23 protein-coding genes and 1 tRNA gene are annotated in these 22228 nt (G+C 52.3%); 13 read left to right on the top strand and 11 right to left on the bottom strand.

All coding sequences use genetic code 11. From position 1 onward, the window contains the following. Positions 1–24 precede the first annotated feature (24 nt). Entirely contained in the window at positions 25–723 is a 699-nt protein-coding gene (locus HED65_RS07115) for an EAL domain-containing protein (RefSeq protein ID WP_114977999.1), read from the bottom strand. 278 nt (positions 724–1001) lie between these two features. On the opposite strand from HED65_RS07115, the gene HED65_RS07120 reads away from it, so the two are divergent. Then, positions 1002–1078 (top strand) — tRNA-Arg (locus HED65_RS07120). Between the two features lie 7 nt (positions 1079–1085). Here the strand turns inward: HED65_RS07120 and HED65_RS07125 are convergent. Continuing rightward, a complete protein-coding gene (locus HED65_RS07125) occupies positions 1086–1994 on the bottom strand; it encodes a LysR family transcriptional regulator (protein WP_114978000.1) in 909 nt (302 codons plus the stop codon). A gap of 100 nt (positions 1995–2094) precedes the next feature. On the opposite strand from HED65_RS07125, the gene HED65_RS07130 reads away from it, so the two are divergent. The 6 genes from HED65_RS07130 (at position 2095) to pheP (ending at position 8978) form a co-directional block, all read left to right on the top strand. After that, entirely contained in the window at positions 2095–3093 is a 999-nt protein-coding gene (locus tag HED65_RS07130; protein ID WP_114978001.1) for an aldo/keto reductase, read from the top strand. Positions 3094–3398: 305 nt separating this feature from the next. After that, a complete protein-coding gene (locus HED65_RS07135) occupies positions 3399–4415 on the top strand; it encodes an iron ABC transporter substrate-binding protein (protein ID WP_114978002.1) in 1017 nt (338 codons plus the stop codon). 24 nt (positions 4416–4439) lie between these two features. Next, complete coding sequence (locus tag HED65_RS07140; protein ID WP_168112373.1) at positions 4440–6014, top strand: ABC transporter permease; 1575 nt, start codon at positions 4440–4442, stop codon at positions 6012–6014. Position 6015: 1 nt separating this feature from the next. Continuing rightward, a complete protein-coding gene (locus HED65_RS07145; protein WP_114978004.1) occupies positions 6016–7047 on the top strand; it encodes an ABC transporter ATP-binding protein in 1032 nt (343 codons plus the stop codon). Between the two features lie 150 nt (positions 7048–7197). Then, positions 7198–7473, top strand: a complete 276-nt coding sequence (yahO, locus tag HED65_RS07150; RefSeq protein WP_114978005.1) for a DUF1471 family periplasmic protein YahO — start codon at positions 7198–7200, stop codon at positions 7471–7473. Between the two features lie 116 nt (positions 7474–7589). Continuing rightward, the gene (gene pheP / locus HED65_RS07155) at positions 7590–8978 is read left to right on the top strand and encodes a phenylalanine transporter (protein WP_114978006.1); all 1389 of its coding nucleotides are present in this window, start codon (positions 7590–7592) and stop codon (positions 8976–8978) included. A gap of 43 nt (positions 8979–9021) precedes the next feature. On the opposite strand, the gene HED65_RS07160 is transcribed toward pheP, so the two are convergent. Next, the gene (locus HED65_RS07160) at positions 9022–10266 is read right to left on the bottom strand and encodes a mechanosensitive ion channel family protein (RefSeq protein WP_114978007.1); all 1245 of its coding nucleotides are present in this window, start codon (positions 10264–10266) and stop codon (positions 9022–9024) included. 66 nt (positions 10267–10332) lie between these two features. Beyond that, on the bottom strand, positions 10333–11769 hold the full coding sequence (locus HED65_RS07165; RefSeq protein WP_114978008.1) for an MFS transporter: 1437 nt from the start codon (positions 11767–11769) through the stop codon (positions 10333–10335). A 107-nt stretch (positions 11770–11876) separates the two neighbouring features. Here HED65_RS07165 and HED65_RS07170 point away from each other — a divergent pair, with 107 nt between their 5' ends. From HED65_RS07170 to HED65_RS07180, 3 genes are all read left to right on the top strand, one after another. After that, positions 11877–12746, top strand: a complete 870-nt coding sequence (locus tag HED65_RS07170) for a helix-turn-helix transcriptional regulator (protein ID WP_114978009.1) — start codon at positions 11877–11879, stop codon at positions 12744–12746. Next, positions 12743–13777, top strand: coding sequence for a DUF2157 domain-containing protein (locus tag HED65_RS07175; protein ID WP_114978010.1), 1035 nt, complete (start codon positions 12743–12745; stop codon positions 13775–13777). Before HED65_RS07170 ends, HED65_RS07175 begins: the two co-directional genes overlap by 4 nt. A 150-nt stretch (positions 13778–13927) precedes the next feature. Further along, positions 13928–14530: a hypothetical protein gene (locus HED65_RS07180; RefSeq protein ID WP_114978011.1), complete on the top strand. Its 603-nt coding sequence runs from the start codon at positions 13928–13930 to the stop codon at positions 14528–14530. A 27-nt stretch (positions 14531–14557) separates the two neighbouring features. Here HED65_RS07180 and nfsB read toward each other — a convergent pair whose 3' ends face one another. The 3 genes from nfsB to HED65_RS07195 form a co-directional block, all read right to left on the bottom strand. Next, entirely contained in the window at positions 14558–15211 is a 654-nt protein-coding gene (nfsB, locus tag HED65_RS07185; protein ID WP_114978012.1) for an oxygen-insensitive NAD(P)H nitroreductase, read from the bottom strand. Positions 15212–15331: 120 nt separating this feature from the next. Then, a complete protein-coding gene (locus HED65_RS07190) occupies positions 15332–15700 on the bottom strand; it encodes an MmcQ/YjbR family DNA-binding protein (protein ID WP_114978013.1) in 369 nt (122 codons plus the stop codon). Next, positions 15690–16280, bottom strand: coding sequence for a TetR/AcrR family transcriptional regulator (locus tag HED65_RS07195; protein WP_114978014.1), 591 nt, complete (start codon positions 16278–16280; stop codon positions 15690–15692). The genes HED65_RS07190 and HED65_RS07195 overlap by 11 nt, the downstream gene beginning before the upstream one ends. A gap of 191 nt (positions 16281–16471) precedes the next feature. Here HED65_RS07195 and HED65_RS07200 point away from each other — a divergent pair, with 191 nt between their 5' ends. Both HED65_RS07200 and HED65_RS07205 read left to right on the top strand, forming a co-directional pair. Next, entirely contained in the window at positions 16472–17575 is a 1104-nt protein-coding gene (locus HED65_RS07200) for an MBL fold metallo-hydrolase (protein WP_114978015.1), read from the top strand. A 32-nt stretch (positions 17576–17607) separates the two neighbouring features. Then, positions 17608–17949: a RamA family antibiotic efflux transcriptional regulator gene (locus HED65_RS07205; protein WP_028018442.1), complete on the top strand. Its 342-nt coding sequence runs from the start codon at positions 17608–17610 to the stop codon at positions 17947–17949. 55 nt (positions 17950–18004) lie between these two features. Here the strand turns inward: HED65_RS07205 and HED65_RS07210 are convergent, their stop codons facing one another. Beyond that, on the bottom strand, positions 18005–18253 hold the full coding sequence (locus tag HED65_RS07210; protein WP_028018441.1) for a DUF1158 domain-containing protein: 249 nt from the start codon (positions 18251–18253) through the stop codon (positions 18005–18007). 89 nt (positions 18254–18342) lie between these two features. Next, positions 18343–19464 (bottom strand): YbdK family carboxylate-amine ligase, encoded by a 1122-nt coding sequence (locus HED65_RS07215; protein ID WP_114978016.1) that lies wholly within the window; start codon positions 19462–19464, stop codon positions 18343–18345. Between the two features lie 105 nt (positions 19465–19569). On the opposite strand from HED65_RS07215, the gene HED65_RS07220 reads away from it, so the two are divergent. Further along, positions 19570–20460, top strand: a complete 891-nt coding sequence (locus HED65_RS07220) for an oxidoreductase (RefSeq protein ID WP_114978017.1) — start codon at positions 19570–19572, stop codon at positions 20458–20460. A 98-nt stretch (positions 20461–20558) separates the two neighbouring features. Here HED65_RS07220 and catA read toward each other — a convergent pair whose 3' ends face one another. Continuing rightward, positions 20559–21218, bottom strand: coding sequence for a type A chloramphenicol O-acetyltransferase (gene catA, locus HED65_RS07225; RefSeq protein ID WP_114978018.1), 660 nt, complete (start codon positions 21216–21218; stop codon positions 20559–20561). A gap of 205 nt (positions 21219–21423) precedes the next feature. After that, positions 21424–22014: a hypothetical protein gene (locus tag HED65_RS07230; RefSeq protein WP_114978019.1), complete on the bottom strand. Its 591-nt coding sequence runs from the start codon at positions 22012–22014 to the stop codon at positions 21424–21426. Positions 22015–22228 lie beyond the last annotated feature (214 nt).

Here is a 22228-nt window from a genome sequence, read left to right on the forward strand (position 1 = left end):
GGTCTCCCTCCTGGAAATGGCTTTTTAATCCTCCGGCCATGTCCAGGACGGCCAGTAATACCCCTGGCCGAGATCTGCGCCCGCCTGCAGTGCCCAGGTACGATCGCGCTCAGTCTCAATCCCTTCGATAAGAACTTTACCTGCAAGCTGAAAGCAAAGTGAAACCAGTTGCCCCAGCGCAGGGGTAGCGCGTAAGCGCCAGAAAGCTTCTTTATCAATCTTGATGCCGCTTAACGGTAGGCGACAGGATATAAACGACGAAATTAATACTTCATCAACATCATCCAGCCAGATGCTATGCCCCTGCCCTCTGAGTTGCAGCAGGTTCTGAATGACGCTCTGTTTCCGGGTAACAGACAGCGCCAAAAAAGCCGCGAGGTCGACGATCTCAATATTCAGCGGAGCCCCAATCAGCCGGATAAGTCGCTGAAAAGATTCTGACTCTGTCAGAACGGTTATCGGCAGATTAATAAAAAGGTTATGACAGTGCGGTGTATTTTTTAATGCGACAAGCTGCGCTTCAAGCAGGGTTATCGACTCTTCTGCAGACTGACGGCGGAAAAACGCTTCACTGTGCCGCGTTTCGGACATGATGCTAAGCACCTCAGCGCCAATCTGGCGCGAAGAAGTGAGGGCGACAATGGGCTCAAGTTTAATGCCGACGATGTCCTGAGAAAGGGCCTGTAACTGGGGGGGCGTATAGATCAGGTTTTGCGCTGTCACTCCATTATCCTGTTGTCTGTCAGCCTCCAGGCGGCCGGGATACCTCTTACTAGTGTGACGAGGTGACGTGCAGGAAAACAGCAGGCGTTACTTAAATGCCACTAAGCCTTTTCGCAGCGCATAATTTTACGGGGAAACTGATGATAATGTTGAAAAAACAGGCGTATTTACAACCGACCAGGCGTAATTGGACATGAAAACGGAAAAGGCATTGACTCACCTGACATTGACCGTATAATTCTTCGCGTTTCACCACCGCGAAGTTCACTCTTCTCAGTGCGCCCTTAGCTCAGTTGGATAGAGCAACGGCCTTCTAAGCCGTAGGTCGTAGGTTCGAATCCTACAGGGCGTGCCATTTCATCTCAACATGCGTCTTTATTCATCGACATAACCCACGCTATGAAGGTTCTCAGCGGTGCAGGCAGATGTTTTCGACTCGGGTAGTAAACACAGAAATTATCAGCGGGATAGGCATAATCGGGTAGCAAACGGACAAGTTTGTTTTCGCTAATTTTATCTTTAACCAGATTCTCATAAACAAACGCAATACCTAACCCATATTCAGCAGCCTGAATCATTGCCGCATCTGAATCTACAACCAGATCGCCATTAACAGACACGTCCATATTTTCTCCTTGTGAATCTATAAACTCCCATCGGTATCGTTGTCCATCAGGAAAGCAGCGATTTATACACCTGAATTTTACAAGATCTTTTGGTGAGTCAGGTTGTCCTGATTTTTCCACAAAATGGGGGCTGGCAACGGGAATAAGAGACATCTTGCCTCCAAATGGGATTGCAACCATATCTTTAGGAACATCTTGTGTATAACGTACTCCGGCATCAAAACCTGAATCTATAATGTTTATTTTTCTGTCAGTGGTGAATAACTCTAAATTAATACCCGGGAAATCATTTTTGAACTTAACGAAGTGGCTTTGAAAAAAGAGATCAAGCACGATTCGGGGTAAGTTGATTCTGATGACGCCTTCTGGGTTATCTTTGTGGTCATTAAGATTATCAATGACGCGCCTGTAGTCATTCAGGACTGGCGTCACGTTATTAAGAAATGTTTTACCGACAGCAGTTAAAGACAAGCTTCTGGTGGAGCGATTTAAAAGCCTAACACCCAGTTTTTCTTCAAGATTATTTATAGCGACCGTTAATGTCGGCGCTGAAAGATTTAATTCTTTTGCGGCTTTACGAAAACTCCCATGTTTTACAATAAGAAGTAATATTTCTATGTGCTGTAATTCTGGCACGTTTTTCATTGTTAGTTTCCATAAAATACTACATTAAAAATATACTAATTGTTATGCGTGAAAAATGGAAGTATATATTTCTTGTTGTTTATCGAAAGAGGAATATAAGGTGAAAACACATTATCTTGGGAAAAGTAAATTCCAGGTGTCAGCATTGGGTCTGGGTTGTATGGGGATGAGTTTTGCCTATGGTGGTGCCGAAGAATCGGAGGCGATCAATACTATTCACGCTGCGGTGGATTTGGGCGTCACCTTCCTTGATTCCGCAGAAGTCTACGGCCCCTTTGATAATGAAGTCCTGGTCGGAAAAGCCATCAAAGGCATTCGCGATAAGGTACAGATTGCGACTAAATTTGGTTTCCGCATTCTTCCGGTCGGGCAGGGGCTTGAGCGCATGGCTGGTGTTGACAGCCGCCCTGAACATATTCGCGAAGCGGTAGAAGGTTCACTTAAACGTCTCAATATCGATACTATCGATCTGCTATATCAGCATCGTGTTGACCCGACAGTACCTGTTGAAGATGTTGTGGGAACAATGGCTGATTTAATCAAGGAAGGGAAAATTCGCCATATCGGGCTCTCAGAGGTGTCAGCCGACACTTTACGCCGGGCCTGCAAAATTTATCCGATTACCGCAGTTCAAACGGAATATTCGCTTTGGACTCGCGAGCCGGAGGAAAGCATTCTCAACGCTTGCCGCGAGTTAGGCGTTGGGTTTGTGCCCTATAGCCCGTTGGGACGCGGATTTTTAACCGGGAAAATCACAGACAGTTCCGGTTTTGGCGAGGATGATTTTCGGCGCAACCTGCCACGCTTCCAGAAAGAAGCGATGCAGAAAAACCAACTGCTGCTTGATCAACTACAGGGCGTCGCTGATAAATACCGTTGTTCCCTGGCACAACTGGCTCTGGCGTGGGTGATGAGTAAAGGAGAGGATATTGTTCCCATCCCGGGCGCACGAAAAATAGCACATTTACAGGATAATGCGGGTGCGGTCAGTCTGAACCTTTCCGACCCCGATATTAAGGTCATTGACAGTCTCTTCACGCCTGACAATATCCAGGGGCAAAGATATAACCAGAGTGATTTTAATTTAATCGATAAATAACACCTCGCAAAAAATTCTCCTGCTTTTATGGCGGGAGAGTTGCTTAGCTTGTGTATTAAATTTCGCTATAATAAATAGAAGGCTAATGAGTTTTTCTTCCGTTCAGTCTTAAGGTTTTCTTAATTTTTAATCATTCTGCTTTCTCCATCTGGATTTTTATCATTCCAAACCCCGCTATAATGAAATTTTACACTTTTACGCCAAAACTGGATTGATACTAATTATCATTAGCGTTTTTGTGTGCTTTAATCCTGTCCCACAAAGCTATGCGTTGTTAATCACGTTGGTCAATTAAGGATATGTTCATGAATTCTCGTCTGCTGTCATGCTTCTCCCTTGCCTTGTTGTCTTCATCCCTTTTCCTTTCTACACAATCAGTTGCGGCAGATAACAACGAAGGTATCGTTGTCTACAACGCGCAGCACGAAAATCTGGTTAAGTCGTGGGTTGATGGTTTTACTAAAGAAACCGGCATTAAAGTGACTCTGCGTAATGGTGATGACAGCGAGCTGGGTAACCAACTGGTTCAGGAAGGCAGCGCATCGCCAGCAGACGTATTCCTGACGGAAAACTCGCCGTCCATGGTTCTGGTGGATAATGCCAACCTGTTTGCACCACTTAATGCAGATACCCTGAAGCAGGTACCAGCAGAATATCGTCCGGCACACGGACGCTGGATCGGGATTGCTGCCCGCAGCACAGTGTTTGTGTATAACCCGGAAAAACTGACCGAACAGCAGCTGCCAAAATCGCTGATGGATCTGGCGAAACCTGAGTGGAAAGGCCGTTGGGCGGCATCACCGTCAGGCGCAGATTTCCAGGCCATCGTGAGCGCGATGCTGGCGCTGAAAGGCGAGAAGGCGACTCTGGAATGGCTTAAAGCGATGAAAACCAATTTTGTTGCCTACAAAGGTAACAGCACCGTCATGAAGGCCGTCAATGCCGGTCAGATTGATGGCGGCGTGATTTATCACTACTACCGTTTTGTCGACCAGTCCAAAACGGGTGAAAACAGCAAAAACACCCAGCTCTACTACTTCAAACACCAGGATCCGGGCGCGTTTGTGAGCCTGTCCGGCGGTGGCGTTCTGGCATCCAGCAAACACAAAGAGCAAGCACAGGCGTTCATCAAATACATCACAGGTAAAGAAGGCCAGGAAAGCCTGCGTACCAACAATGCCTTTGAATACGCTGTGGGTGTAAATGCAGCCTCTAACCCGAAACTCGTTCCGCTGAAAGATCTTGATGCGCCGAAAGTTGAACCTTCAACGCTTAACAGTAAAAAAGTCATCGAGCTGATGACTCAAGCCGGTCTGCTGTGATCCTGAGAGCAAAGTGAACGTCGTATGTCTGGTCTGAGTCTCGACATCGGAAAAAACAGAGTGCAGGAGCCTGCTCGCAGGCGTCCTGCACTGCCGATGGTTGCGTTAGCTGTCTTGTTTTCATTAATGGCGCTTCTGCCTTTAGGTTTTATCATTGCCATTGGCATTGAGACGGGCTGGGAGACGATTAAGACGCTGGTGTTCCGCCCGCGTGTTGCTGAGTTGCTCAGCAACACGCTGTGGCTGACAGCGTTAGCGGTTCCGCTTTGTATTGTGACAGGCGTAGCAATCGCCTGGCTTACAGAGCGCACGCAGCTTGCCGGGCGGGGGATTTGGTCTGCGCTGGCGGTGGCACCGCTGGCTATCCCTGCGTTTGTGCAAAGTTATGCGTGGGTGAGTGTTGTCCCGTCGATGCATGGACTTTCTGCCGGCGTGTTCCTCTCCGTACTTGCCTACTATCCCTTTATCTATATGCCGGTTGCGGCGGTGCTGCGTCGCCTTGATCCGACGCTGGAAGATGTCGCCGCTTCGCTCGGTACTCCGCCGTGGCGGGTCTTTTTCCGCGTGGTGCTGCCACAACTCAAACTCGCGATCTGTGGTGGCGCACTGCTGGTGGCGCTGCACCTGCTGGCGGAATATGGCCTGTACGTGATGATCCGTTTTGATACCTTCACCACGGCGATTTATGACCAGTTTCAGTCTACCTTCAGCGGTCCTGCTGCAAACATGCTGGCGGGTGTACTGGCCTTGTGCTGTCTGGCTATCTTAGTGCTGGAAGGCGTTACCCGTGGAAAAGCACGCTACGCGCGCATTGGTGCTGGCGCGGCGCGTGAACAGAAGCGCTGGCCACTGAAGCCGGCTACGGCTGCGCTGGGTCAGCTGTTTTTCATTGTGCTGATTGTTCTGGCGCTGGGTGTGCCATTAATTGTTCTGTGTCGCTGGATTTGGCTCGGCGGTGTGCAAAACTGGATGAGCGCTGATCTCTGGCACTCACTGCGTCAGACACTGATGCTTGGTGTGGGTGGTGCTCTGTTGACGACTGCGTGTGTGATCCCCATCGCCTGGCTCGGAATTCGTTATCCACACCGCGTTTTTCGTCTGCTGGAAGGCTGCATCTACATCACCAGTTCGCTGCCGGGGATTGTCACTGCGCTCGCGCTGGTCACTGTCACCATTCATTACGCCCGTCCCATTTACCAGACGGAAATTACCCTGTTCCTTGCCTATCTGCTGATGTTTATGCCCCGCGCACTCATTAACCTGCGTGCCGGGATAGCACAGGCACCGGTGGAACTGGAAAACGTGGCGCGCAGTCTTGGCAGTACGCCGGCGAAGGCACTATGGAGCGTCACAATGCGGCTGGCTGCACCGGGTGCGGCAGCGGGGGCGGCGCTTGTTTTCCTCGGTGTCAGCAACGAGTTGACTGCGACTCTGCTGCTCTCGCCACTGGGCACACGCACGCTCTCCACCGGGTTCTGGGCGCTAACCAGCGAGATCGATTATGTGGCTGCTGCCCCTTACGCAATGCTGATGATCCTGATTTCACTTCCGCTGACCGCCATCCTCTATATGCAGTCGAAAAAAATTGCAGGGCTATGACATGCTTGAATTAACCTCCATTTCTAAATCGTTCTCCGATGTGCAGGTGCTCGACAGCTTAAACCTGAGCGTTGCCCCCGGTAGCCGGACGGCGATTGTCGGACCATCCGGGTCGGGTAAAACCACGCTGCTGCGAATCCTTGCCGGGTTTGAAACACCGGACACCGGGCGCATTGTTATGCAGGGGCGAACGCTGTTCGATGAGAACTGTTTTGTCCCCGCACACCTGCGCGGGATCGGTTTTGTTCCTCAGGAGGGCGCATTGTTCCCACATCTTAATGTGGCAGATAACATAGCCTGGGGGCTGGACGGTACTCGTCACGAGAAGCGTCAGCGTATTGAAGCTCTGATGGATATGGTTTCGCTGGACAGGCAGCTTGCGACGCACTGGCCGCATGAAATCTCCGGCGGACAGCAGCAGCGTGTGGCACTGGCCCGTGCGCTGGCTCAGCGTCCTTCTCTGATGCTGCTGGATGAGCCCTTCTCAGCGCTGGATACCGGCCTGCGTGCGATGACGCGCAAAGCAACGGCCGATCTGCTGGCCGAAGCGGGCGTTGCCTCCATTCTTGTCACCCACGATCAAAACGAAGCGTTGTCGTTTGCCACCCAGGTTGCCGTCATGCGTGCCGGGCGTTTTACCCAGGTCGGTACGCCTTATGAAGTCTACACGCAGCCTGTTGACGAAGAAACGGCACTGTTTCTTGGTGATGCAGTGATCCTGCCAGCTCAACTTAATGCCGGGAGTGCTATATGCGCGCTGGGTGAGGTGCCGACGGACAACGCGCATGCGACAGGAGAGGGCAGGGTAATGATGCGCCCTGAACAACTGCGCGTGATGGCATGTGCGTCGCATGAAAGCCCGATCTCGATTCTTGATGTGGATTTCACCGGTCAACTGTCGACGCTCACCCTGGGGTTAGCCGGGCAGCAGCAGCCTGTAATTCTGAAGACGGTAAGCCAGCCTGGGTGGAACCCTGGCACGTCGGTACGCATTGAGATTGCTGGCACGGCACGTGTTTTTGAATATTCTTAATAGTCGTTAGTAATTTCGTGCAACGGGTTGTTATAAAAGAATTTTCCAGAACCTATGGCATTTCCTGAGATTCTCTACCATGCTCATAATGCCTCACGCATAATGTGTGTGGTTTTTCTTAGTTGCTTATTAATCTCAAGGAAAAAGGTTATGAAAAAAACAACAGCTATTTTGTTGGGAACAGCGTTACTGTTTACGACCAATGCGTTTGCTGCTCAGCTAATGACCAAAAATGAGTTTGAGAAAGTGGCGTCTCAGTATGAAAAGATCGGTACGGTAAGCACCTCGAATGAAGTATCGGTTGATGACGCGAAAAAAGAACTGATTGATAAAGCTGATAAGAAAGGCGCGGATGTGCTGGTGCTTACTTCAGGTAACACCAACAATAAAATTCACGGTACGGCTAATATTTACAAGAAAAAATAATGACTCCACAGCCACTCCGGTATCGGGGTGGCTGCCCAGGTTCCTCCCAATCCCTTGCTACCTCCAGCATGAAGTGTTAAAACGTGCCCCTTCTAAAAAAGAGACAGGGGTAGGACGTGAAAGACGCGTCATCCGCTTCAGGCAACGGTAGCGCTGAAGTTTCGTCGGAACACAATCCGACGCTGCAACGTGGTTTGCAAAATCGACATATTCAGTTAATTGCCCTCGGCGGCGCAATTGGTACCGGGTTGTTTCTCGGTATCGGCCCCGCGATTCAGATGGCTGGCCCGGCGGTTCTGCTGGGTTACGGTATCGCCGGGGTTATCGCCTTCCTGATCATGCGCCAGCTCGGTGAGATGGTCGTTGAAGAGCCGGTTTCAGGCTCCTTCGCACACTTTGCTTATAAATACTGGGGCCCGTTTGCAGGCTTCCTGTCCGGCTGGAACTACTGGGTGATGTTCGTGCTGGTGGGGATGGCTGAGTTGACGGCGGCTGGCATCTATATGCAGTACTGGCTGCCGGATGTTCCGACGTGGATTTGGGCGGCGGCCTTCTTCATTATTATTAACGCCGTTAACCTCGTGAATGTCCGCCTGTATGGAGAAACCGAATTCTGGTTCGCGCTGATCAAAGTGCTGGCGATTATCGGTATGATCGGCTTTGGCCTCTGGCTGTTGTTCTCCGGTCACGGTGGCGAGCGCGCCACTATCGACAACCTGTGGCAACACGGCGGTTTCCTGGCAACGGGCTGGAAGGGGCTTATCCTCTCTCTGGCCGTGATTATGTTCTCCTTTGGCGGGCTGGAGTTGATTGGTATCACCGCCGCTGAAGCGCGTGATCCGCATAAAAGCATCCCTAAAGCGGTCAACCAGGTGGTGTACCGTATTCTGCTGTTCTATATCGGTTCGCTGGTGGTGCTGCTTGCGCTTTACCCGTGGGTTGAGGTGAAGTCTGACAGCAGTCCATTTGTAATGATTTTCCATGATCTGAACAGCAACGTGGTGGCCTCTGCGCTGAACTTCGTCATTCTGGTGGCGTCACTCTCGGTCTATAACAGCGGTGTCTACTCCAACAGCCGCATGCTGTTTGGTCTCTCTGTTCAGGGCAACGCGCCGAGGTTTCTTACCCGCGTCAGCCGTCGCGGCGTGCCGGTGAATTCGCTGTTGCTTTCTGGTGCTATCACGTCGCTGGTGGTGTTGATTAACTATCTGTTGCCGAAAGAAGCCTTTGGCCTGCTGATGGCGCTGGTTGTTGCCACGCTGCTCCTGAACTGGATCATGATTTGCCTCGCGCACCTGCGTTTTCGCGCAGCGATGCGCCGTAAGGGGCGTGAAACACAGTTTAAGGCGCTGCTCTATCCGGCAGGCAACTATCTCTGTATCGCTTTCCTGGGGCTGATTCTGGTGCTGATGTGCACGATGGATGAGATGCGCCTGTCGGCGATGTTGCTGCCAGTGTGGGTGATTTTCCTGTTTGTGGCGTTTAAGCTTTCCCGTAAGAAATAGTGCGGTTTTCGCCCGGTGGCGTTGCGCTACCGGGCTTAAATGCTTATTTCGCGATAACACCTGCCAGAGATCGAATGTCGTTTCCGGTAGGGGACTGGTGAATACGCAGACCAAATTCGTCTACTACAGCAAAGATATGGTCGAAAATATCAGCCTGAATGGCCTCATATTCCGCCCAGATAACCGTGTTAGTGAAGGCGTAAATTTCAATCGGCAAACCATTCGCGTCGGGCGCTAACTGGCGCACCATCAGCGTCATATCTTTGCGAATACGCGGGTGATTGCGCAGATATTCATTCAGGTAGGCGCGGAAGGTGCCAATATTGGTCATCTTACGCAGGTTTAATACCGATTCACCTTCACCGTTCTCCTGATTCCACAGGTTAATTTCCTCGTGTCGCGCGGCCATATAGGGCTTAAGCAACTTCGCCTGAATCAGGTGCTGCTGTTCCTGCTCGTTGAGAAAATGAATACTGGTGGTATCAATATTCAGGCTGCGCTTAATACGTCGCCCGCCAGAAGCCGACATTCCGCTCCAGTTGATAAAGGCATCGGACACCAGCGCCCACGTCGGGATCGTTGTGATGGTGTTATCGAAGTTTCTCACTTTCACGGTGGTCAGGCCGATATCTGTCACCGTGCCGTTCGCGCCGAATTTAGGCATTTCCAGCCAGTCGCCCAGCTTGAGCATATCGTTGGCGGAAAGCTGTATTCCTGCGACCAGCCCCAGAATCGGATCTTTAAATACCAGCATGAGGACTGCGGCCATCGCACCCAGCCCGCTAATCAGAATGGCGGGGGATTGTCCAATCAGCAGGGAGATAATTAAGATCCCTACCAGAATAGCGCTCACCAGCTTGATCCCCTGGAATATCCCCTTCAGCGGCAGTTGTGACGCGGTGGCCATTTTCTGCGACAGATTAAAAATCACATCTAGCAGGGAGAAGAATGAGAGAAGCGCATAGACCATCACCCACAGCTTCGCGCAGGTGGTGAGTATTTCAGCCGCTTCGCTACCTTTTTGCAGCCACAAAACCGCCTGAACGTTAACGATTATCCCCTGAAGGGTAAAGGCCAGACGGTGAAATAACTTATTCTGGGTAATGATCTGTAACCACAAATGGCTACTGGCCTGCGCGCGTTTCTCAAAAATGCGCAGTACCCCTTTGTGCAGAATAAAATGAACGATAAGGGCAGTAAGGAAAATAATACCAAAGATAATCACTAAAGAAGTGGTGTGATTAATTTCAATGCCTAACTCTTCAACCTGAGCAATTAATTCCTGCATAACGTCTCCTGTATTGATGCAGCCCCATAATGGCGGCTGCAAACCAGTTATGCAAATTCACCAGGCTTATTTAGCGACATGGCAGGTTTTTACCACGGGCAGACACAGACGATGACGCATACGTAATGTCGCCAGCGCAAGGATAAGCATCAAACCTGTTTCGACGGCCAGGAAGAGGTTTATCGCCTGAGTATAATCCCCGTGATGATTCCTCAGCCCGTGCAGCAAAATTGCGCCGAAAATGGCCGGACCAAGACCGAGTGCCGCCTGCTGAAGCGTACTCAGGATCGCACTCGCGGCACCGGCATCATCAGGCTGGATGTCGCGCATCCCGATGCGATAGAAGCTGTTGACGATCAACGCCTGTCCATAGCCAACCAGGCCGGTCGCCGGAACCAGGGTCAGAGTTGTGTTGTTCATGCCCCAGAGGCGGAATGTGACGATCAACGCCAGCAGGCCGATAATCTGGATCGCCAGCCCGGTCAGCAGGATCGTGCTGGTACTGTAGCGGGCGATCAGACGCGGGGCAAACCAGGCTGAAATAAAGTAGGTCACACCCAGGGCGATAAAACTGTTCCCCGATTGCCACGGCGCCATCCCGAGACCGGTTTGCATGGTCAGTGCCATGCAGAACATAAACCCGGACCAGACGCTGAAAAAAAGCATCGCAATCAGCACGCCAAAGCGAATGCTGCGAAGCTGTATCAGACGCGGTGGGATCAGCGGATGGGCATCTTCACGCTCTTTTTTACGGGCATTCAATACCATCAGATATCCCAGCGGGATAATCGCAATCAGCGCGGCCTTCAGCGGCCAGGACCAGCGCCACTGCGGGCCAAGGGCCATCGGGAACAGCAGGCAGCAGAGGATCACGGCCAACAGGACGGTGCCCACCCAGTCAATGCGCGACGGCGTTTCGCGACGGGTTTCCGGCACATAGCGACGGCTCAACGCCAGAACAACCAGACAGATGGGCACGTTGATAAAGAACGCGTTACGCCAACCCAGCCCGGCGATATCTGCTGACACCAGCCAGCCGCCACCCATCTGCCCGACGATAAACGCGATCCCGCCGATCCCGCCAAACAGGCTTATCGCTTTGGCGTGGGCCGTACCTTTTAAGGTGACATGCAGCGTGGCGAGAATTTGCGGCATGATCAACGCCGCGCCAGCACCCTGCACAATACGTGCAGCAAGCAGTTGTTCAATGCTCCCCGAAATCCCGCATAGCAGCGAAGCCAGGCCAAAAATTGCCACGCCCCCCATAAACAGACGACGACGCCCAAGGTTATCCCCCAGCTTGCTGCCGAGTGCGAGGCACACGGCGAAGGCCACACCGTACAGGGCGACAATCAGCTCCAGCTCGGTGGCGGTGGCATGCAGGGAATGGGTGATGGCATCCAGCGCTACGTTGGTGATTGAGGTATCAATCATGGGCAGCATCTGGCCGGTTAACAGCAATATCAGGCCTGCGCGACCCGGTGAAACAACTGACGTATTCATGGTAACTCCATTGCGTCATTCAACAGATGGTCGTAGCATCAACTATCTGATAAACGGGTACCAGTTCTTGCCTATACTGGTACTGGCACTACCATGCAGGGGGATTTATGGCGCTGATGTCTGAACCTGTCATCTCGCTGAAAGATGACACCCGAAAACAGCTGGGGGCATTTCTGCGTGCCCGTCGCGAAAGCCTCGATCCGCAGCGTCTCGGCCTTCCGCGCAGTGGTCGTCGACGCACGCCGGGGTTGCGCCGGGAAGAGGTCGCTCTGTTAGCTGATGTGGGCGTCACCTGGTACACCTGGCTTGAGCAGGGCAGGGATGTTAATCCTTCCAGCGCGGTCATGGCCGCCGTCGCAAAAGCACTGCAATGTACCCCGACTGAAACACGGCATCTGTTTGTACTGGCCGGGTTACCACCGGGTGAAGCGCCGCAGGCGACCTGCTGCGAGGGGATCAGCGAAGGTACGCGCCGCCTGCTGGATACGCTGATGCCAAAACCGGCCAGCATTCAGAAACCGAATTTCGATATCGTGGCGTGGAACGACAGCTTTGGTCATCTGATGGGCGTCGATTTCAATGCGATCCCGCCGGAAGATCGCAACTGTATTTATCTGTTCCTCACGCATCCTGCGTGGCGTGCTCGGCTTGGCAGACGTGACGATGTACTGCCGATATTTGTCTCCTATTTCCGGGCGGCGATGGCCGAGCATCGGGGTGACCCGCTGTGGGAAGCTAAACTGGCACGCTTCTTCGCGGTATCTGACGAGTTTAAAACCCTGTGGCACCAGCGTAACGAGGTGCGCGGCGTGGAAAACCAGCTCAAGCTATTCACCCACCCTGAACTTGGGGAGTTTACCCTGCAACAAATGTACTGGTACTCTGCCCCACGCAACGGTTCGCGACTGCTGGTTTATCTGCCAGTGGATGACGCGGGGGAAAAAGCAATGGAATGGCTGGCGGAGCAGGCAAAATGAACGTTACCCGAAAACAGGAGCGGCTTTTACGTCGCGCACTCGATGAGTGGCAACAGGACGGTGTGTTAACCCACGACGAACATCAACGGCTGACCGGTACCCTGAAACGCGTCACCATGGACTGGCAGCGCCTTAGCCGCTACGCCTTCTGGACGGCACTCGCCTGCGTGATCATCGCCATTGGCAGCCTGTTCTCCGACAGTGAGTTAATGGCGCGTATTATCGAATTCTTCGCTTTCTCTTCTTTCGCCCGCATCGGGTTACCGGCGCTGATAGCGGTGCTGTTTTACCTGTGGGGATTCAGTCGACAGCGGCGGGAAACCCAGTGGCACTACAGCACTGAGGCGATCCTGTTCCTTGGGGTCTTCTTTACCGCCATCGCGCTCTGGCAGCTTGGTGAACGGCTCGATAACGGCAGCGGCCACGTTGCGCCACTGTTCCTGGCAGGTTGCGTTATTTACGGGCTGGTGGGCTTTTTTGGTCGCTCGGGGCTGGTGTGGCTGTTTTTCCTGCTTTCACTCGGCAACTGGTTTGGTGCTGAGACGGGCTATGTATCCGGCTGGGGCGCGTACTGGCTGGGGATGAACTACCCGGTACGGTTTATCTTCTTCGGTGGTGGACTGCTGGCGTTGTGCTGGGTTCTGCGGGCGTTATTGCAGGCGCGACAACTCTACACGACCAGCAAAGCAATGGGGTTAACGTACCTGTTTGTCGCCCTGTGGATCATGTCGATTTTTGGCAATTACGATATTGATAACTGGTACAGCGTGACGCAGGCTTCGCTTCTGCCGTGGGCGCTGCTGTTCGCGGTGTCCGCGGTAATCTGCATTTATATCAGCCTGAAAACCGACGACGGTATGCTACGTGGCTTTGGCCTGACGTTTCTCGCCATCAACCTTTATACACGCTATTTCGAGTACTTCTGGGACGGCATGAATAAGGTGGTGTTCTTCCTGATTCTGGCGGTGTCGCTGGCGGTGATAGGGCGGTATGCGGAGCGGATTTGGCACGCAGGGAACCCAGTGAAGTAAGTTTTTTGCGAGCAGCTTGCAGGGAATCACAGCGAGTTGTGTTATATCGGTTTTAAACGCGTAAGGTGAATTTTCATTCTAACCCACCCCTGAACTACACCATTCAGATGGGTAGTAAAGTGGATTATACTTACGCGATGAGAAACCACGATGTCGCCACTGATGATTGATTCCGCAGATTTCAGCCAAAAACTAGGGCTTATCTCCCGAAACGTTGAACACACCGAAGCTTTTCTGGCGCGTGGTACGGCTGATTTTCAGTTGCCGGGGTTTATGTTGCCAGTCGGATATCGTCTCCTGAAATCACGGTTCAGCAATGAGTACCGTCTCGTGACCACCGAAGGTGGCAAACCCTATACCGCGTATGCCGTTAAGTTGACATTTCATAATGAAATTACTTTTCCACACGGTGCCGCTACGCAAGTTATGGTCTGGCGTACCCCCCGCGCTGTCCATCAACCCGTAATAAACGGATTGCCGCAATTGTTCTTTCAGTGGGTACTAAACGAATACGATATTGTTGTGTCAGACAGCGAACAAACCGGAGATGGGCAGCGGTTTTGGCTACGCATGATCGACTGGGCATTTACCATGAATTATCGTATTAGCGTGGCGGACGGTACGGAAGGGGAAGCCTGGCAATTAACGCCAGTTCATTCATACGCGGAGCTGGAAGAACGATGGATCACGTTTGCGTGGGGTTACGATCGTGACGTTCATCCGCATCGCAGACTGGTGATCAGCAAAACGTAACGGGCCGCACTGAGCGGCCCGTTTTGTTTAGCACTCGGTCACAACCGTGCTAAGCGGCAGGCGAGATTTCGGCAGCGTGGCATTGAAATCTTCCACGCTGTGGTGGCCAACAGGCACCACCACCAGGCTGGTAAAGCCTTTCGCTTTCAGACCAAATTCTTCGTCGAGGATCGCAGCGTCGAAACCTTCAATCGGTACCGCGTCCAGACCCATCGCACCCACACCCAGCAGGAAGTTACCGACGTTCAGATAAACCTGTTTCGCCATCCACTGGTCGTCATCTTTCAGATCCACGCGGTGCATGTCAGCAAAATAGGTGCGGCCTTTGTGGTTCGCGGCTTTCGCTTCTGGTGTCGCAAAGCGGCCATCAGCTTCTTCCTGATCCACAACGCGCTCCAGCCAGGCGTCATCCATCGCCGTTTTCGCACAGAACACTACCACGTGAGAAGCATCCAGCATTTTGCGTTCGTTGAAGACATAGGTGCCCGCAGCAGACTTCGCCACGCGCGCTTTACCTTCCTCGGTGCTGGCAACAATAAAATGCCACGGCTGGGAGTTGGTGCTGGACGGGCTGTACTGCAGCAGGGTTTTGATTTTTTCCGCTTCTTCAGCGGTCAGTTTTTTGCTTGCGTCGAACGCCTTGGTGGAGTGGCGTTTCAGAGCGACAGAAATGATATCCATAACAACTCCTGGTGATAAAATTCGCCCGTGCGTGGGCGCGAAAGGTGAGCAGATTACAGCGCGACGCGGAAAAAGATAAGTGCAATTCGAGCGCTTACTCTGTTCGTCTCAGACGAACAATCAGGCCGGACGGATCCACTTCTGGTCTTTTTTCGGCAGCTTATCCACCACCAGATGCCAGGAATCATTGATGAGGTCGGTAACCAGTTCCGGTGTCACATCGTCAGTGCCGTAAAGGGAAATCCAGTGCTTTTTACTCAGATGATAGCCCGGCTCTATCCCGCGATAGATCTGCTGATTTAGCAGGGATTTCTCCGGGTCTGATTTCAGGCTGACGTGTGGCCGTCCGTGCGCGACGGCCACAATCATGAAAATTTTTCCGCCCACTTTAAACACGTCAAACTCCGGCCCGAAAGGCCAACAGTGTTCGGTGAACGGCAACTCCAGCGCCACGCGTTTTGCGTGCTCCTGCAATGCCTTACTCTCCATCGTTCTCCTCCTGGGCAAGCCCGCGCCACATCACCTCAAAGCCGAGTGCTTTAAAATCAACGGCGCGGGAAGGATCGCGGGTGGCAAACTCCATCGTCGCTTCGGCCAGCGATAAAAACAGCGCATCGCCGAACGTTTTAAATTCATCAGACATAAATACATGACGCACCGAGCGGCGGCAGAGTTCATGCAATTCGGGGAACATCTCTCTCACGGCCTGCTCAGTTTCAGCGTTGATCTTTTCACTCACGCCAAGCTGACGGATCGCGGCGTGGGCGAGAGGGTTTTTGATCCCCCAGTCAACGTAGCTATTCCAGATGTTTCGCGTGTGCTCTTTTGGCGTGGTAAGGCTGCGATCCAGGTTGGATAGCATTGCCTGACAGAGATCCTGCTTCAGATGCAGATAGAGGGCATTCAGCAGATCGTCTTTGGTAGCAAAGTAGCGAAACAGAGTCCCTTCGGCGACGCCCGCGTTTCGGGCGATGAGTGCCGTTGAGGCGGCAATACCTGACTGTGCAAACGCCACTGTTGCGGCTTCCAGTAAGGCCTGTTTTTTATCTTCACTCTTCGGACGTGCCACTAAATTTTTCCCCCTGTCAATTATTAAAAACCCTGATTGAAACACGTGCTTTGACACGCTGCAACGCGGAATGTCAAAGATCGAAAACGTCTTGACGACTTTATCATCACATCTATAATGAGTGCTTACTCACTCATAATCAAGTTTACCCTGCGTAACCCATCGGATGGCGCGCGTTTTCGGGTCAGGATATGAAAAAACCTCAATTCATCTGCGTGGTGTTTGTCATGATTATTGCTTCAGCTGCAAGTTTTCCGTTTGTTCTGAATGCCGGATTTGGCCAGTCCCCGCAGGGGGCTCAGCTCACGGAAGTCGAGGCTTCCCCACAACATCGTGACGGGAAATTCCACAATACGTTGCCGACACCGGGTTATAACGGTGACAAAAATATGCTGGTGGCGATGTGGGAGTTTCTGACCAAAAAAACTGAAAACGCACGCCCGGCACAGCCGCTGCCGTTGGTGAAAACCGATCTCGCGAGCCTGCCGCTGGAGCAGGAGACTCTGGTGTGGCTAGGTCACTCCTCCTGGTATCTCCAGCTGGCGGGCAAACGCATTCTGATCGACCCGGTGCTGGGCAACTATGCCGCGCCGTTCTCGTTCCTGAATAAAGCGTTTGCCGGTGAGTATCCGTGGCGCGCTGAGAGCATGCCGGAAATCGACCTGCTGATTATCTCGCACGATCACTACGATCATCTGGATTACGCCACCATCAGAGCATTACTACCGAAGGTGAAGCGTGTGGTGACGCCGCTGGGTGTCGGATCTCATCTGCGTTACTGGGGGATGAAACCAGAGATTATCGACGAGCGAGACTGGAACCAGTCTGTGCGCATCAGTGATGAATTGACGGTGCATGTACTGCCAGCGCGTCACTTCTCCGGACGCGGTATCAAACGTGATCAAACCTTGTGGGGCAGTTTTATGTTCGTCACGCCAGAGCAGAAGGTTTACTACAGCGGTGATTCCGGGTACGGCCCGCACTTCAGGGCTATCGGCGAACAATTTGGTGAGGTGGATTTAGCCATTATGGAAAACGGCCAGTATGACCAGGACTGGAAGTACATCCACATGCTGCCGGATGAAACGGCGCAGGCTTCAGCCGATCTCAATGCAAAAGCCGTCGTGCCAGGGCATAACGGGCGCTTTGTACTGGCGAAACACACATGGAACGACCCGCTGATCCAGCTGGCAAAAGCCAGTAAGGACAAAAACTATCGGCTGCTGACACCAGAGTTGGGCGAGCCTGTTCGGGTGAGCGATACCACGCAAACATTTCGTGAATGGTGGGAATAATGTTTAAGCGAGAAGCAGAGGGGGAGAGCAGTATGACCATTTCCGCTCAAGTCATTGATACCATCGTCGAGTGGATCGACGACAATCTGCATCAGCCATTACGTATTGACGAGATTGCTCGCCATGCGGGTTACTCAAAATGGCACCTGCAGAGGCTCTTTATGCAGTACAAAGGGGAGAGTCTGGGACGTTATATCCGTGAACGCAAGCTGTTGCTGGCGGCGCGCGATTTGCGCGAATCTGACGAGCGCGTCTATGAAATCTGTCTGCGCTACGGGTATGACTCGCAGCAGACGTTTACGCGCATCTTTACCCGCACCTTTAATCAGCCGCCTGGAGCATACCGCAAAGAGAATCATAGCCGGGCGCATTGAACGTATCGAAATTCAGGCCGGGTAAGGCGTAGCCATCACCCGGCTTTTTTATGGCTTACGACGCCAGTGAAAACCAGCGACGCCAGACGAAACGCAACACGAAGAATTCGATAACTCCAAGCAGTAAAAACCACAGGCAGAACAAAATGGTGTAAAGCTGGTTAAGATCGACCATATGGAAGGTGGTAACCAGTTTCTCCGCCAACACCAGTCCTGGCGAGGGCGCAGGAAGCAGCAGGCACGAAAGCAGGGCCAGCAATAAAATGCCTCCCGCTGTGAGCAGCGATTCTAACGGGTGTTTCATCTTAATGTTAATCGTCAGTTAAAAATGTCATTGTCCGGCATCGCGGGATGTAAAGCAATGCGGAGAAATTCCTGAAGAGGATAGGGGGATTACGGGGGCGTCGCCCACAGCTCGCAGTGTTTCTGAACCAGAGAAATAAGCGAACCACCGTCGGCGATAAAATCCTGCATGCGTTGCGCTTCGCTCTTGCCCTGTTTTAACAGCAGGGCTATTTCCGTCATCGCGCTTGTAGCACCGAGCTTCCCGGCGGACGGTGCAACCTGCTCAAGCAGCCAGGCAATATCTTCTGCCACCGTTTTTTGCTCACCGGTATGCACGTCCGTCAGAATACCTTCTAACCCGTAACGACAGGCCTGAAAACGGTTAAAGTTATACAACAGAAAGTCTTTTTCCTGGTGTATAAACGGCCGGGTAGCCAGCAGCCAGTGCGAGGTCGCCTGGATCAGCCCGGCGATATTGATCGCGTGGCCGAGCGTCAGCGGGGTGTCCATCACTCGTACTTCTACGGTGCCGAAATGTGGGCTGGGACGAATATCCCAGTGCAAATCTTTGATGCTGTCGATCATGCTGGTGGCACTCAGACGGCGGAACAGCCCTTCAAACTCCTGCCAGTTATTCACCCATGGCATCAGGCCGTGATCCGGGAACCCCGAAAAGATGTTGAGCCGTGACGAGGCAAACTTGGTGTCCGTGCTTTGCATGTACGGTGATGCCGCCGCCAGAGCGATAAAGTGCGGCACAAAACGTGACAGACCGTGCAGCAGATAAATGGCGTCATCCCCGGTCCGGCAACCGATGTGCACATGCTGGCCGAACACGGTCGCCTGCAAAATCAGATAGCCAAAGCGCTCAAGTCTGATGTTATAGCGCTCGTCGTCGCATACCTCCTGGCGTTGCCACTTCTGGAACGGATGTGTTCCTCCACCGCAGATCTGAAGATGCTGATCCGCTGCCGCGCGCAGAATGCTTTGCTGAATCACAGAGAACTGTGCTGCTGCCTGGTCGATGTTCTGGCACACGCCAGTAGCGATTTCGAGCATGCTTTCGGTGATATCGTGCTTCACTTCACCGCCTTTGATGCCGTCTTTGACGGCGGCGATAAGGGCAGAGGAGTCCTGGCTGAGATCGTATCCTGGTGGGTTCACCACCTGCAGTTCGAGTTCGATGCCGAGGGTGAAAGGTTCAGAAGACTTGAAATCGGGTAAAGGCATGGCGCACTCCGTTGTCTGTTATGTGTTGAGTATAGACAACGAGGGTGGCGCGCTCGTCTCAGGGTGGTATAACTGTTAGCAGGCTTAGCAAAAGGGGAGTGACTCATGTCTGACTATCCAACCATTGCGCTGATTGGACCCGGTGCGATTGGGACCACCATTGCCGCAGTGCTGCATGACGCTGGCCGCACGCCGCTGTTGTGCGGACGCACCGCGCTCCCGGAATTACGTTTGCGTCACGATGAGGGGGAAACGGTGGTGCCAGGGCCGGTATTAACGGATCCGACCGTCATCACGCGCCCCGTTGATCTGGTTTTTGTGGCGGTAAAAACGACGCAAAATGCCGACAGCGCCGGATGGCTGCGCATGCTGTGTGACGAAAACACCGTGGTCTGCGCCCTGCAAAACGGCGTTGAGCAAAAAGCCCAGCTTGCGCCGTGGGCCAACGGCGCAACGGTGCTGCCGTCGGTGGTCTGGTTCCCGGCGCAGCGTGAGCCGGATGCCTCAGTATGGCTGCGCGCTAAACCGCGTCTGACATTGCCGGATGTCCCGCAGGCACAACGAGTGGTCGATGCCCTGCGTGGCACACGCTGTGCGGTTGAACTGTCGGCAGATTTCTCCAGTGTGGCATGGCGCAAACTGCTGCAAAATGCGGTGGCTGGCCTGATGGTGCTGGCCAATCGTCGCGCCGGGATGTTCTCTCGCGAGGATATTAGCGAGCTGGCGCTTGCGTATTTGCGTGAAGGGCTGGCCGTCGCTCGTGCCGAGGGGGCAAACCTGGACGATGAGGTGGCACAAGAGATCCTGGCAAACTTCCAGCGCGCACCTGCCGATTTAGGCACATCGATCCTCGCAGACCGTCAGGCCAACCGGCCGCTGGAGTGGGATATTCGTAACGGTGTTATTCAACGCTATGGTCGTGCGCACGGTATCCCGGTTCCCATTAGCGATGTGGTGGTGCCACTGCTGGCGGCAGGGAGTGAAGGCCCGGGATAAATGAGAAAGCGGTCTTCGAGAGAGGGGAGCACTGGCATCCATTGCGGAATATTCAGAATCTATCGTTGATGTCTGATTAATAAGCTCCCGATTTCCTTTTATTGATGTGGCAAGTCATTACAGAGCTCTTGTAATTCATTGAACAGTCTTGCCACATGAAAACCGTCGCACACGGAGTGGTGTACCTGAACGGCGAGAGGCAACAATACTTTTCCATCTTGTTCGTAATATTTTGCAAGTGTGAACATCGGAGCAAAAAAGTTCTGCATATTAGCAACGTTGACATTAAAACTGGTAAAGCTCACCCAGGGAATAGCCGATACGAAAAATATATTTTCCCGAGATTCTTCCTTCGGCCAATAAGCAAGGATATTACCATAGCGTGCAACGTCTTCTGAATAAGTATTCTGGAAGTGTTGAATATTGCCATCGTAATGGCTCCACATTGACGAAAAGGTCTCTGTTTCATTATGGAAAATAGTATAGTTGGGATGAATTTCATTCCAAATGACAAGCTCATTGTTTTTTATGGCCATACGGAACTCCGTATGCCGGTTGACAATTTTAGCAAGGAGGAAAATCATCGTAGGGTAGAATTTCCAGCCAACCTCTTTTATATGTTTCAGCAGCGCGGTAATGTCTATCAGAACCGTTTGGTTAAATGTACTTTGAGCAAACCCCTGAAATACCTCAAAATGCTCTTTTCTTGCCCAACGCGATAAATCAACGGGTGTATATTCTGGAATTATTTTTTTCATTTTTTATCCTTTTGCTGGCAAGCCGACAGGTTCCGAACCGTGCTGGTCGAGAACGCACTGGTGAGAGTAGCGCATCCTTATACGGGATGAAAGAAGATGCCATAGCATATCCGCTCTGCAGCCTGGTTCAACTCTGGCTCGCCGCAAAAGCGGATAACAACAGCGGAGTAGGTTTAATTTGCCTTATGGAATCACCGTCAGAGGTTTACTCCATGTCCTGAAGAGTGGACTTAACCGCCTTTAATGTCCTTTTACGGATCCAGCCACTGCCCGCCCGTATTGCCAGCCAGTAAGCTGCCATTTTTAACAGAGTACTTCTGTCCGGACAAAAGACGAACGTCTCCGTAGAGAGTTCATATTGGCCTGACGCCAGTTCTGTGACCTGGTAGCGTAGCAACAGTTTCGCGCGGCCCGGCGCGACTGGCGTCTGAAAAGCACTGGCATCCGGTATGTTTTCCAGGTTGAAATCGGTACGCCAGAATTGTCCTCGTAAGCCATAGCAGAGCTCAGATGCAGAGCTTTTTAAAAGGGTAAAACTGTGCAACCCAAAATTACTGATCGAATTATCCTGTGTATTGCGCATTAATTTTCGCGGTAATTGACGCAAAGACATCAACTGGCGAATCACCGGATCTTGCCGGACGTCAAAGTTTGCGATCAACGGCAGAATAGTTTCAGGGTGGGTAGTGTGAATGACCGTTCGGTGTTTTTCATGAAACTGGAACTGAGGTAAAAAAACGGGAGCATCCTGCCAGTTAGCAAGCGCATTGCGGGTAACGAATCCTGGATTCAGCATCTCTTTTCCTTGTCATCCCTTAAGCACAGCCAGAGTAACAGATGGCTTACCACAGGCAATTACCAGGAAAATAGAGTTGTATTTGGCCGAAATTCTGCTCTTTCACAAACTCCAGCCGCCGCCAGACCATGTCATGCAGTATTGCGAGGCGGCTTCCGGAAAGAGCATGCCGGGGTGTTTTCCCGGCCTGCAACACGATGAATAACAGGTTTGC

The organism is Pantoea sp. LS15 (assembly GCF_012241585.1).
Classification (GTDB): domain Bacteria; phylum Pseudomonadota; class Gammaproteobacteria; order Enterobacterales; family Enterobacteriaceae; genus Enterobacter.